This is a genomic window from Apilactobacillus kunkeei, assembly GCF_001421115.1.
In the GTDB taxonomy this organism is placed as follows: domain Bacteria; phylum Bacillota; class Bacilli; order Lactobacillales; family Lactobacillaceae; genus Apilactobacillus; species Apilactobacillus kunkeei_F.
The window spans coordinates 181,064-194,362 of the sequence record NZ_JXCW01000004.1; the positions used below are offsets into that span (position 1 = coordinate 181,064).

General features: G+C 35.4%; 12 protein-coding genes. 1 reads left to right on the forward strand and 11 read right to left on the reverse strand.

Annotation, left to right across the window (positions count from 1 at the left end):
• Positions 1-18: 18 nt before the first annotated feature.
• Genes RZ55_RS03705 through RZ55_RS03715 form a run of 3 tightly spaced genes read right to left on the reverse strand, consistent with a single transcriptional unit; the run spans position 19 to position 4,097 of the window.
• The gene (locus tag RZ55_RS03705; RefSeq protein WP_034533914.1) at positions 19-969 is read right to left on the reverse strand and encodes a thymidylate synthase; all 951 of its coding nucleotides are present in this window, start codon (positions 967-969) and stop codon (positions 19-21) included.
• A gap of 10 nt (positions 970-979) precedes the next feature.
• Positions 980-2,884: an ABC-F family ATP-binding cassette domain-containing protein gene (locus RZ55_RS03710; RefSeq protein ID WP_054483454.1), complete on the reverse strand. Its 1,905-nt coding sequence runs from the start codon at positions 2,882-2,884 to the stop codon at positions 980-982.
• Between the two features lie 4 nt (positions 2,885-2,888).
• Complete coding sequence (locus tag RZ55_RS03715) at positions 2,889-4,097, reverse strand: CCA tRNA nucleotidyltransferase (protein ID WP_057175814.1); 1,209 nt, start codon at positions 4,095-4,097, stop codon at positions 2,889-2,891.
• Between the two features lie 128 nt (positions 4,098-4,225).
• Here RZ55_RS03715 and RZ55_RS03720 point away from each other — a divergent pair, with 128 nt between their 5' ends.
• A complete protein-coding gene (locus tag RZ55_RS03720; protein ID WP_054483457.1) occupies positions 4,226-5,047 on the forward strand; it encodes a phage integrase N-terminal SAM-like domain-containing protein in 822 nt (273 codons plus the stop codon).
• On the opposite strand, the gene RZ55_RS03725 is transcribed toward RZ55_RS03720, so the two are convergent.
• The 8 genes from RZ55_RS03725 to RZ55_RS03760 all read right to left on the reverse strand — a co-directional run bounded on the left by RZ55_RS03725 (position 5,044) and on the right by RZ55_RS03760 (position 13,298).
• On the reverse strand, positions 5,044-6,306 hold the full coding sequence (locus tag RZ55_RS03725; RefSeq protein ID WP_054483459.1) for a tetratricopeptide repeat protein: 1,263 nt from the start codon (positions 6,304-6,306) through the stop codon (positions 5,044-5,046). The two genes, RZ55_RS03720 and RZ55_RS03725, sit on opposite strands and share 4 nt — an antisense overlap.
• Positions 6,307-6,385: 79 nt before the next feature.
• A complete protein-coding gene (locus RZ55_RS03730) occupies positions 6,386-6,661 on the reverse strand; it encodes an HU family DNA-binding protein (protein ID WP_034530808.1) in 276 nt (91 codons plus the stop codon).
• A gap of 173 nt (positions 6,662-6,834) precedes the next feature.
• Positions 6,835-8,142 (reverse strand): ribosome biogenesis GTPase Der, encoded by a 1,308-nt coding sequence (der, locus tag RZ55_RS03735; RefSeq protein ID WP_034530806.1) that lies wholly within the window; start codon positions 8,140-8,142, stop codon positions 6,835-6,837.
• 80 nt (positions 8,143-8,222) lie between these two features.
• Positions 8,223-9,440: a 30S ribosomal protein S1 gene (gene rpsA, locus RZ55_RS03740; protein WP_034533923.1), complete on the reverse strand. Its 1,218-nt coding sequence runs from the start codon at positions 9,438-9,440 to the stop codon at positions 8,223-8,225.
• 72 nt (positions 9,441-9,512) lie between these two features.
• A complete protein-coding gene (gene cmk / locus RZ55_RS03745; RefSeq protein WP_057175815.1) occupies positions 9,513-10,199 on the reverse strand; it encodes a (d)CMP kinase in 687 nt (228 codons plus the stop codon).
• A gap of 21 nt (positions 10,200-10,220) precedes the next feature.
• On the reverse strand, positions 10,221-10,787 hold the full coding sequence (locus RZ55_RS03750; protein WP_057175816.1) for a LysM peptidoglycan-binding domain-containing protein: 567 nt from the start codon (positions 10,785-10,787) through the stop codon (positions 10,221-10,223).
• Positions 10,788-10,837: 50 nt separating this feature from the next.
• On the reverse strand, positions 10,838-12,283 hold the full coding sequence (locus RZ55_RS03755; RefSeq protein ID WP_057175817.1) for a RecQ family ATP-dependent DNA helicase: 1,446 nt from the start codon (positions 12,281-12,283) through the stop codon (positions 10,838-10,840).
• The gene (locus RZ55_RS03760) at positions 12,273-13,298 is read right to left on the reverse strand and encodes a helix-turn-helix domain-containing protein (RefSeq protein WP_171823254.1); all 1,026 of its coding nucleotides are present in this window, start codon (positions 13,296-13,298) and stop codon (positions 12,273-12,275) included. Before RZ55_RS03760 ends, RZ55_RS03755 begins: the two co-directional genes overlap by 11 nt.
• Between the last annotated feature and the right edge of the window lies 1 nt (position 13,299).

Consider the following 13,299-nt stretch of genomic DNA (forward strand, 5'->3'; position numbering starts at 1 on the left):
AATAGTCCCCTTTATTGTTTATACAGCAACTGGTGCCTTGATTGGATCATGGTGCTTATAATCAATTACTTTAATGTCGTCCATGTCGTAATCAAAAATACTTTCCTTGTCTGGATTTAACCATAGTTTTGGCGCTTCATATGGTTCTCTACTCAATTGTTCTTCAATTTGAGAAACGTGGTTTGAGTAAATATGAGCATCCCCTAAAGTATGGATAAATTCACCAGGTTCTAATCCGCATTCCTTAGCGATTAGTGAAGTTAATAGTGCGTAACTTGCAATATTAAATGGTACTCCTAAGAAGATGTCACCAGAACGTTGGTATAATTGACAGCTTAACTTACCGTCGTTCACGTAGAATTGGAACATTGTGTGGCAAGGTGGTAAAGCTACAAACGGAATGTCTTCTGGATTCCATGCTGAAACAATTAATCTTCTTGAATCAGGATTTGTCTTGATTTGATCGATTACGTTTTGAATTTGGTCGATAGTGCCACCAGTAGTGGTCTTCCATTTACGCCATTGGCTACCATAAACAAGTCCTAAATCACCGTATTTCTTGGCAAAGTCGTCATCTTCTACGATTCTTTGACAGAACTTTTTCTTTTCGGCTAAGTATTGTTTCTTAAATTCTGCATCCTTTTCAGCTCTCAAACCGAAGTCGGTCATATCTGGGCCAGTGTATTCATCTGATTCAACCCAGTTTTTAAAAGCCCATTCATCCCAGATGTGGTTCTTGTGCTTTAGTAAGAATTGAATATTAGTGTCCCCGCGTAAGAACCATAATAATTCACTCTTGATTAAGCCAAAAGGAACCTTCTTGGTAGTTAATAAAGGAAAACCTTTTGATAGGTCAAAACGCATTTGGTAACCAAATGTACTAATTGTCCCTGTTCCTGTTCTATCTTCCTTACGATGGCCATTTTCTAAAACGTACTTGGCAAGATTTAAATAAGCATCTTCTAACATGTCATTACCCCTATTCAACATATTCGCTTAAATATTCCCAGCGACTAATCTTTTCGTCGGACTGTTTATTTAAGTCGTCAATCTTTAATTGTGTTTCAGCTAGTTTATCATAATCATTTCCCAAATGGGTCATTTCTTCTTTCAATTGACTGATTTGTTGATCTAAATCATCAATGACTTTTTCTAACTGATCGTATTCCATTTGTTCAGCATAAGTTAATTTCTTCTTGGTAGTCTTTTCTTCTGCTGGTTGTTGCTCTTCTTTTTTCTTTGCAGCATGTTCAACATGTGCTTGTTTCTTTTCTGTCTTGTTTTGTTCAGCTGCTTGCTTCAAGTAGTCAGTGAACAATCCGACATGACTTTCAATATCACCATCACCGTTAAAGATTAATAGACGGTTTGCAACCTTATCTAAGAAGTAACGGTCATGAGAAACGGTGATTACAGTTCCACTAAAGTGTGAAATATAATCTTCTAGTACCGTTAATGTGGAAATATCTAGGTCATTGGTTGGTTCATCAAGTAGTAAAACATTTGGTTGTTGCATCAATAGTTTTAATAAATACAAACGACGTTTTTCACCACCGGACAACTTACGAATCAATGTTCCGTGCATGAACTTTGGAAATAGGAATTGTTCCAATAAGTCGGTAACACTAATCTTATTTCCAGTGTTATCAGTAACGTGTTCACCAACATCTGTTAAGTAGTTTATTACACGCTTGTCTTCTGGAATTGGTTCGGTTTGTTGTGTGTAGTATGCCATCTTAACGGTTTCACCAATTTCAATGGTTCCGCTGTCTAATGGTAACTTCCCGGTAATTACGTTTAGTAGTGATGATTTACCAGCACCATTTTCACCAGATATACCGATTCTTTCGTTTCGTTGAACCAAATCACTAAAGTTCTTCAAAATCGTCTTATTGTTTAGGGTTAGGTTAGCATCCTTAATTTCGATAACCTTTTTCCCTAGACGTTGTTGACCTAGGTTGATGTCGATATCTTCTTCTGTTTGGAGGTTACCAACATTTTCCTTTAGGTCATTAAAACGATTAATTCTGGCCTGTTGCTTGGTGGTTCTGGCCTTAGCACCCTTTTTCATCCAAGCTAATTCTTGTTTGTAAAGTTTTTGCTTTTTATGTTCGGCAGCAACTTCTAAATCCACTCGTTCGGCCTTTTGTTCCAAGTAATCTTGGTAATTACCTGTGTATTCGTAAAGACTTCCAAATGATAATTCCCAAATCTTGTTAGAAATCTGATCTAAGAAATACCTATCATGGGTTACGAATAGTAGAGCACCCTTGTACTTAGCAAGGTATTCTTGTAACCATTCGATTGAATCAAAATCTAAATGGTTGGTAGGTTCGTCTAAGATTAATAAATCAGGTGATTGAATTAATACTTGGGCTAAACCAACACGTCTCTTTTGACCCCCGGAAAGTGTGCTAACCACTTGGTTAACGTCATCAATCTTTAGTTGGGTCAAGATGGTCTTAACGTCGTTTTCAGCATTCCATGCATCTTCTTCGTTCATCTTGGCTTCGGCATCAAGATATTGTCTTTCTGCCTTTGGATCATCTGGATGATTGGAATAGTTTTGTAAGGTTTGTTCATATCTTCTGATGGTGTTAAAAATATCCTGACTTCCGGCAAACACAGCTTCTAAAATGGTTAATGATTCGTCCAACTTAGGTTGTTGTTTTAAGTAACCAATTGTGTATGTCTTTGAGGTAATAATTTCACCAGTAGAATCAATATCTTCCTGTGATAAAACATTTAAAAGTGATGACTTACCACTACCATTGGTCCCAATTAAACCAATTCGATCTTGTTCGTTGATGATGAAATCTAGATCCTTGAATAAGGTCTTTTCACCATATGTTTTAGTTAAGCCTTCCGCTCTTAACGTTTGCATGTAATCACTCTTTCACAATTTTTTTCGCAGCTTCAATTAATTCAGCTTTTTCGTTTTCGAATTCTCCGTTCACGATTCCGGTTTCAATTGCATATAATATTTTACCTAATGCTGGCCCCGGTTTGACAATACCGTTCTTAATTAAGTCGCCACCATTGACTGCAATTTCTTTTTTGCTCTTGATTGGTAAAGCATCGTATTGAGATATTAAGTCTTCTTCAGACTTGGCAAACCCATACATATTAGCAATGTGGTTAGCCAAAACTAGAAGTTCCTTACCAGTTTCATACATCGCCCATTTGTCTAAAGAATCATCCCTTAGCTTTTCTACGGCCTTTGTACAAATTTCTGTATTCTTAATGATGTCGTTAGAAGCCTTCCATGACTTTAGAAAACTAGTGATACCATTTCGATCAAGGCCAAATTCAAAAGATAGCAATGACCATACTGAAACCTCATCGGATAAGTTTAAATCATCAATCTTAGCAATTGTTTCTAATTCGTTTTGATGACTAACAAATCCAGGAACGTATTTATACATGTCTGTATTAATCATGTCTAAAATACCTTGCTTAGGTCTTTTGGCCATCATCATCTTTACAAATTCAGTATAAATGCGTTCTACCGCAATTTTTTCTAACAATGCACTGTTTGATTTGATTGCCGCTAGTGTTTTAGATTCAATATCAAAATCTAGTTTGCTGGCAAATCTAACTGCACGCATCATTCTTAATGCATCTTCATGGAAACGTTCATTAGGGTTACCAACTGCTCTAATTAGATGGTTTTTTAAGTCGGTTAAACCATCGAATAAATCAGTAACATCCCCGTTTTCTCTCATCGCAAATGCATTAATTGTAAAGTCACGACGCTTTAAGTCTTCCGCAAGTGATCTTACAAATTCAACTTTGTTCGGACGTCTATAGTCTTGGTATCCTGACTCAGTTCTAAACGTGGTAATTTCATAACCCTTTTTTTCATGAATTACCATTACAGTACCGTGTTCAATTCCGGTATCCACCGTTTTTTTGAATATCTTTTTAATTTCTTCAGGGTAAGCACTCGTTGCGATATCAACATCATGAATGTCTAGTCCTAATATTGTGTCACGAACACTTCCGCCAACAAAATAAGCTTCAAAACCAGAATCTTCAATTTTTTGCATCACTGGACGAGCTTTTTCAAATTCGTTCGGTAAGTTTTCTATCTTCATCTTTATACCTACTCTCAATACAATCTATATTAAATATTAACAGATTAGCATTACAATTTACAGATTGAAGTTTGCTAACTTTAGTGCTGTAATAGGAATAAATAACTATTAGGAGTTGAACTAGCCAAATGTCTAATGATTATCCATATCAAGATACTTTTGAGATTGATTTACAGAATAAAGGATTAGCAAAAGTAACGATTAACGAATATACCAAAATCCTATCTGACATGTTTGACTACCTATCCGATTTCAATAAGGGCTATCAAGAAAACCATAAAGTTAGCAACCTGTTTAATCGTGATATTGAAGAATATCTTCAAATACTTTTAGACGAACGCAAAATCAACCACAACACCTATAACAAGGTTCTATCACACATTAATGTCTATTTTAATTACCTGTTCACCCATCAATTGAACAGTAATTTACCGACAATTGATATTAAGGGTTTAAAACACGAACCTAAGAGTGAATTAGACACTTCCTGGTTAGATAAGCTAAATGACATTCTAGCTGACGAAAACGTCCATTTTTACGCTAGAATGACCGTTCTACTAATTAGTAAGGGATTCAAATCTGAGGAATTCCTTCAACCCGGTTTTTATCGATTATTTAATCAGATTACATTCTCGGATGAAGAAAAAGTGTTCATCAACTTATTTGATAAGTTCATTGAGCCAATTCAGTTAAAACAAAACAGTCAGGATATCTTTTTAAAACAACGACTTGCTAAGAATCCACACATAACTTCTGCTGGATTGCATAAATACCTAACCCCTAGTGAACAATATCTAGGATTCTCACTTAGCCCATCAGAATTATTCAAGGGTTATGTCGTTGATTTCATCAAAAAAAATCCAGACCTAAGTGACTCAAAACTATCAAGTCAATTAAATCTGGATTTATCATCGATTAATTACTACAAGGGATTAATCAAAAAAGACTAATCATCCATGTATTCATCAAGCATAAATGCAGCTTCATCATCATTTGGTTGAAGTTGAACATACTTTTTAAGAAGTTCATATGAATTATCGCGGTCACCGTATTCACGGAAGAATAATGCTGCTTGTTTTAAGAAACTAGCATTATCAGAGAAATATGGTTTGGCAGCTAGGTAATTCTTGTGAGCTTCTTTTAGTTTGTCTAACTTGTCGTATGAAACGGCTAGGTTCCAGTAGAATTGTGGATCCAATTCATGGTTTTCAATGTAACTATTCAACAATTTAATGTTTTCTTCATAGTCTTCTTTGGCAACCAATAGGTTAGACATTTCCAAGACGATTTCAATATCATCTGGATCAATTTCGTTTCCTTGTTGTAGGTAGCCCAATGCTTCATCGTTTTCGGAAAGCTTTAGTGCTTCACGGGCTGTCGCTAAGAATAGCTTTTCGTTGTATTGGTCAACGCTTAGCCCTTCTTGCAATACACGATATGCTTCTTCTTGTTTATTCACAGCATCTAATGCTTGTCCCAAGTATGGGTAAAGAGTTGCATATTGTGGATCTGAGTCTCGAAGTTCTTCAAATAAATCAATTGCTTCGTCATATTCCTTTAGTTGTAGGTAAGTGAACGCTGTTTCGAACTTAACATCTGAAGACATATCAATTGTCTTAATTTGTTTTAGGTATCCAATTGCATTTTCAAAGTTACTGTCGTTAGCATATGAAATCCCAATTCTTTCAACAATGTTTACAGCTGATAGATTAGTGATTCCCTTTTTAATCAAACTTAAGTACAAAGGAATGGCCTTATTGTATTCACCCATTGTGTAATACAACTCTGCCAACGCAAATGTGATTACTTCCTCGCCAGGAGCTAATTTTTTAGCTTCTAACAGCTTTTCGCGGCTAACTTCGAATAACTCTTGAGTTTGGTATAAGTCGGCTTGAACCATCAAAGATTGAAGATAAGCAGGTGAATCTTTACTGATCTTGCTTAATTGTTCTAGAGCTTCATCAGCGTTACCTTCACTGATTAAAATATCAGCGATGTCAGTTCTTAGTTCATCTTCATCAGGGAACTTCTTTAAAAGCTTTTCATATAGTTCCTTGGCTTGGTTGGTGAAACCATATGAGTATAGTTCTTCAGCAAGTGAGTACACCATTTCATCGCTATCATGGTGTAATGCTAGATTATATTGTTTATTAAATTCATCGATTTTTCCTTCTTCAAGGAATTCTAGTGCTTTTTGTGAGTAGCTCAAAAATCTCGCTCCTATCATTTAAAACATATAAAAAAGGCCAGCCCGTAAAACGGACTAGCCTAATTATAGCATACTGTTATTATTTAACAGCATCCTTTAAAGCCTTACCTGGTTTGAATGCAGGTACTTTGCTTGCAGGAATTTGAATTTCTGCACCAGTTTGAGGGTTACGACCCTTACGAGCAGCACGTTCACGTACTTCGAAGTTACCGAAGCCGATTAATTGTACCTTTTCGCCCTTAGCCAAACTACCTTGGATTGAATCAAATACAGCATCAACTGCTGCAGTTGCATCCTTCTTAGTTAAACCAGTTTTAGTAGCAACACTACTTACTAATTCTGCCTTGTTAGCCATGTGTGTTTCACCTCCCACAATGTTCGGAAAACAATCTATGCTTTTCGACTTATGTAATCACAACAAATTAATGTCATTACAGTTATTCAAGATATCACATAAATGCCCGCAATTCAACGATTTTTAATATTTTTTAGCATAAAACATTAAAATTTTTTGCTAAATAACCTTTATTACTTACGTTTTCTGGAAATTATTTTAATCGGAGTCCCAGAAAAGTCAAAGTGTTCTCTAATTTGATTTTCGATATATCTTCTGTATGAGAAATGCATTAGTTCTTCATCATTTACAAAGATAACAATGGTAGGTGGTTCACTTGTAACTTGAGTTGCGTAGTAAATACGTAACTTTCTACCGTTTATACTTGGTGTTGGTGTCATGGCAATTGCATCCATCAAGACATCATTTAGCATTGATGAAGAAATACGCTTAGCATGGTTGTCATAGACACGTTTGATCAAGTCAGGGATTTGACTTAGACGTTGCTTAGTCTTAGCTGAAACAAACAAGATTGGCGCATATGATAGGTATTGGAATTGACTTCTAATCCCTGCTTCAAATTCTTGTTGAGTCTTACTGGTCTTCTTCAAAGTATCCCATTTATTAACAATGATGATGACACCTTTTCCACCTTCGTGAGCATAACCAGCAATACGCTTATCTTGTTCACGAATACCTTCTTCAGCATTTAAAACGATTAAGGCAACATCACTATTATCGATGGCTTTCATCGCTCTCATTACTGAGTATCTTTCGGTATTTTCGTAAACCTTACCACGTTTTCTCAATCCGGCAGTGTCCACCATGGTGAACTCTTGGCCGTCTTGTTCAAATTCAGTATTAATGGCATCTCTAGTTGTTCCGGCAACGTTTGATACGATTACTCTATCTTCACCTAAAATGGCGTTAACAAGTGAAGATTTACCAACATTAGGACGTCCAATCAAACTAAATTTGATGTTGTCGTCATTTTCTTCTTCTGTTTTTTCATCGAAGTTCTTAATAACTTCATCCAATAAGTCACCTAGACCTAATCCATGGGCACCAGAGATTGGATATGGATCGCCAAATCCTAATGAATAGAAGTCATAGATGTTAGCACGACTTTCAAAGTTATCAACCTTGTTAACGGCTAAAACGATTGGCTTATTGGTTCTGTATAAAATTCTGGCAATATTATCATCAGCATTAGTAATTCCTTCTTTTCCATTAACCATGAAGATAATTACATCAGCTTCATCAATTGCGATTTCTGCTTGCGCAGTGATTTGTTTTACGAATGGTTGATCACCAATTTCAATACCACCGGTATCAATCATACTAAATTCGTGTCCTAACCATTCACCGTGAGAATAAATTCTATCTCTGGTAACACCAGGAGTATCTTCAACGATAGAAATTCGTTCCCCAGCAATACGGTTAAAAATTGTTGATTTTCCAACGTTAGGTTTTCCAACAATTGCAACTGTAGGTAAACTCATTTAATATTCACCCTTTCTTTCATAATGAAAAAAATATCCTTCACCAAAAAATGAAGGATATTTTTAAAGATTATAATATATTATTGATTATCTTCGTCTAATCCTTTACCAACAATGTCACCTAAAGTGAATCCATTTTCTTCTTCAGGAGCATTTTCAGTAGCATTATCAGTAGCTTCGACATGTTCACTTGAATCTTGAGCATTTTCTGGTTCAGGTTCAAGAGCACGTAATGATAAAGCTAAACGATGTTCACTTGGGTTAACATCTAGAACTTTAGCATCAACAGTTTGACCAACCTTTAATACATCAGAAGGTGTATTAACATGTTTGTGTGAAATTTGAGAAATGTGAATTAAACCTTCAACACCAGGAATTACTTCAGCAAAAGCACCAAAGTCAACTAATCTCTTGATAGTTGCCTTTACAGTACTACCTTGAGGAGCTTTTTCTTCGATTTCATCCCATGGTTGTGGCTTAGTTTGCTTGATTGAAAGTGAAATTCTTCCACGTTCTTCGTCCATGGCAATAACCTTAACTTTAACGTCTTGGCCATTTTCTAGAACGTCAGCAGGTTTGTTTACACGTTCGTATGAAATTTCTGAAACGTGAACTAGTCCGTCGATACCACCAAGGTCAACGAAAGCACCGAAATCAGTCATACGTGCAACTTTACCTTCAACAACATCACCAACGTTTAGCTTGTCCATAACTTCTGAACGAGCTTCTTCTTGGTTCTTAGCTACAACGTCGCTGTGTGAAAGAACTAAACGGTTCTTTTCAGGAACGATTTCAACAATCTTACATTCGAATTGTTGACCGTTGTATTGGTTTAAGTTTCTTACAAAGTGGTTAGTGATCATTGATGCAGGGATAAATCCACGTACACCAGCGTCTACTACTAAACCACCACGTACTGCGTTTTGAACAGTAACAGTAATAGTTTCATTGTTTTCAGCTTTTGCCTTTAATTCGTCCCAAACCTTACGTTCTTCTAAACGACGAATTGATAGAAGGAAGCTTCCACCTTCTTTATCATCACCGATACGTGAAATTACAACAAATTTACCTTTGTCACCAACTTTAAATTTGCTTTCAACGTCATCAACAGGTTGTGAGGATAGTTCACGACGAGGAACAACTCCTTCAACCCCGGTGTTGTCAATACCAATAATTAATTGATGATCCTTGTCAAAGGCTAAAATTTCACCACTGACAACATCGTTAATATTAACTTGGTCCACACTATCCAAGGCTTCTAATAAATCTTTGTTTGTTTGTTCATCTGATTCACTCATCTGATATTTCCTCCTTGAGACTACTATAACTTACATTCTAGACTATGTTATTAATAAAATCTAGTTTAATGATTAAATTATAGTGCTTGTTTTTTTTGTTATTTCATCAGAGATTGCATCAACCACTTGATCAATTGACATTGAAGTAGTGTCAATTTCCTTTGCATCAGCAGCTTTTGTCAATGGAGACACGGCTCTATGAGAGTCTTTGTAGTCTCTTTCTTCAATTTCTTTTTTCAATTGTTCTAGTGGAACATGAATACCCTTTTCGGCATTATCTTTAAAACGACGATCAGCTCGTTCATCAACACTAGCAATCAAGAAAATTTTAACTTCAGCATCTGGTAAAACTGTTGTTCCGATATCTCTACCGTCCATAACAATACCACCCTTAGCTGCAATATCTTGTTGTCTTTGAACAAGTTCTTTTCTAACTGCACCTAGACTAGCAACAGTTGATACGTTATTAGTAACATCTTCTTGTCTAATATCGTTAGTAACTTCTTGTCCATCAAGGAAAACCTTTTGTTGTTTTTCCCCCGGTTCAAAAGTAATTTCAGTATCATTTAACATGTCCAAAATCACTTTTTCGTCATCCAAAGGATATCCTAATCGTAAGGCCTTTAGAGTAGTTGATCTATACATTGCACCAGTATCACAGTAAATGTATGAAAATCTTGCTGCAACTAATTTGGCAACTGTACTTTTTCCAGCAGATGCTGGCCCGTCAATCGCTACTTGTAACTTACTATTATTCATAAACTTAAACACCACTTAATTTTATTTTACTAGAATCTTTTGGCCGTTTCTAACCTTGTTAGAATCAGCAATACCGTTAAGTCTCATTAGACTTTGAACACTTGTACCGTACTTCTTAGCAACACGGTATAAATCAGTCATACCATCTTGGCCAATAACAGCATATCCACTGTTGTTAGCAGTTGTTGATTGGTTGGTAGTTGTTGTTTGATTTTGTGTGTTATTGCCATTAGTTTGGCCTTGAGTATTATTGTTTGAGTTATTCATTGTGTTGTTCATGCTTGATGAACTGCTCATTGCTGAAGAACTACTCATTGAACTTGAGCTAGACTTCATTGAGCTTGAGCTTTCTTTATCCTTATCACTTGATCTCTTCTTTGAAGACATTGAAGAAGATGATGAAGCAGTAGTTGTTGTAGAGTCAACGTTGTTGCTACCACTTGGGCTACTAATCATTCCGTATACTAGCGCAAATAATCCAATTACTACTAGGATTGTGATTAAAACGATTGCAACTGTCTTATGTCCTCTATGTTTTCTTCTACTTTCTACTCTTGAAAAATTACTGTAATCGTCGTTATTATTCAAAATAATGACCTCCTAATAATATCTTATGTCTTAATTATACATGAATTTTACTATTTAGAAAAAAGAGTTTGAATAATACTTTGCCATTTGACGTTTCGTGGCCGCGAATTCAAGCTTTTGCTTTCTTGAACTAAATCCATCTCTTCTAATTGTAATTGGGTGTCATCACCATTACAACAATTTTCATCGTGTTCAGAAAAAATTTCATTAAAGTATCTAAGTAAAAATGCTCGCTTACATCCCTTTGTTTTCACATACCCCAACATTTGGTTTAAGGATGTTACTAATTCGTTTCTTCTTCCCTCAAATATATTAATTACCTCGTTTTTCGTAAAACCACTTTGAAAATAATAGTTTATAAGATTGGCTTTTTCGTCCAATTCATTATTTTTCAGTTGTTGATAATGATCATAAAAGAAGTTAATCATATCTTCACTTGGAATTGTGTCATCAATAAATCGATATTGTAAAATTTCGTCTTTTTCTTTATACAAAATAACTGAGATGCTTTGTTTACCATCCCTACCAGCTCTTCCCATCTCTTGGACGTATGATTCCAAATTAGCAGGCATGTGGTAATGAATGACAAATCTGATGTTATCCTTATCGATTCCCATTCCAAATGCACTTGTGGCACAAATTATATCAATTTGGTCACTAATAAACTGATGTTGAATTCGATATCGACTATCAGCATCTAAATCAGCATGGTAAACCTCAACGTTTAATTTGGTTTTTTCTTTTAACCACTCGCAAACTGCGTTAGCAACCTTCTTACTAGAGAAATAAATAATCCCTGGCTTCATCAATTTATTCACTAGGTAAAGCAAGCGATCATTTTTATCCTCATTACTAGTAAACGTATCAACGGCCAATGCAATGTTAGGTCGATTCGTCGAATACTTAATCGTTTTTACGTTTGGCAAACCTATTTTTTCTTTAATGTCTGAAACGACATCATTAGATGCAGTCGCAGTCAGCATTAAGGTAGTTGGATGATTTAAACTGATGATTATATCCTTTAAGTTTAGATACTCAGGTCTAAAATCTGGTCCCCATTGATTAATACAGTGCGCTTCATCTACCACAAACAATGAAATTTTGTGCTGCTTAAAAGCATCTAATACATCTGAATTAGATAACATCTCTGGTGAAACGTAAACATACTTGTAGTTATTTAAATTCTTGATGACTCTTTTGCGATCAACCCAAGAAAGATTAGACGTTATCGCGACCGTTTGCTTTTCACCCAGGTATCTCATTCTATCAACTTGATCTTGCATTAATGAAATAAGCGGAGATACCACGATTACCATCCCATCAACCATCTTACCAACGTATTGATAAATAAGTGTCTTACCTGTTCCTGTTGGCAACACGCCTAATGTATCTTTGTCATCTAGGATTGATTGGATAACCTCTTTTTGCCTAGAACGAAAGTCATCAAAGCCAAACCATTTTTTTAGATGTTTCTTTAATTCTTCATCACTTAACATCTTGTTTGCTCCTTAATATTTGATAAATTCTGAACTCAAAAAAATTGATATCTGTGCTTTCGCTGATTTGACGGAATTGCCAATCATCAATTGGTTGATTATCAAAAGCTTGGCGTAACGTTTTTTCATCCTCAGCACTAACGATTTTAGCGTAAGGAAACTTACTTTCCGGCAACCAAATTGCCATCTCTAATAGATGTTCTCTCACAGTTGATAACTTTACACTTAGGTTATTGGCGATTTGATCTAGCGTATTACCACTAACAAATTGATTATACGTTTGAATCGCATGATGGTTCATCTTTAAAGTTCGTACGTCATTTATCAACGGTAATAATAACAGGTCATCATCATTAATAATATAGTTAATAAAATTGACCCAACCATCATATTCCATAAAGAATGCTTCAACATTTGAAACGCCCATGCTATCCGCCAATTGACCGTTTGTCATCCCATAAACATCATGGCCAATCATTTGTTGAGCAATGATATTAGCCTTCTTCTCATCAACCTGTGATAAGTACTTGGTTAAATAATCTTCTAGTCGACTTACGATTTCTACCTTATTATGAATAAACCATCTTTTAACAATCATCGCGCTCTTCATATCGGTTTTAACGGGATAGTAATTCTTATTTTGATAGCTATATTCTGATACTGATTGAATGGCTAATAATATTCTTGCTTTAAACTCATTCACATCATAATCATATTGATACGATGTGTTCTGTAATATGTAAAAGGATTCCTTTACAGAATCCTTTTTAATTTGACCTTTTGTGGTCAATTGATACTGAAATTCATCAACTTGTTCAGCTAGACCATCTACGATTAACTTTTTGATGGCTCCGTTGATAGAATTCAGATCATATGTTTTTAGAATTGCTGAGTATTGCAAGATACCATAACGCATTGCCCAGAAAAGTGTTGAAACGGTTCTTTTCCCGTTTAACAAGTTTTGAATTAATTTAATTCTTCTTGGTTGCGTCGATGATAGAAGCAATAACAGCAAA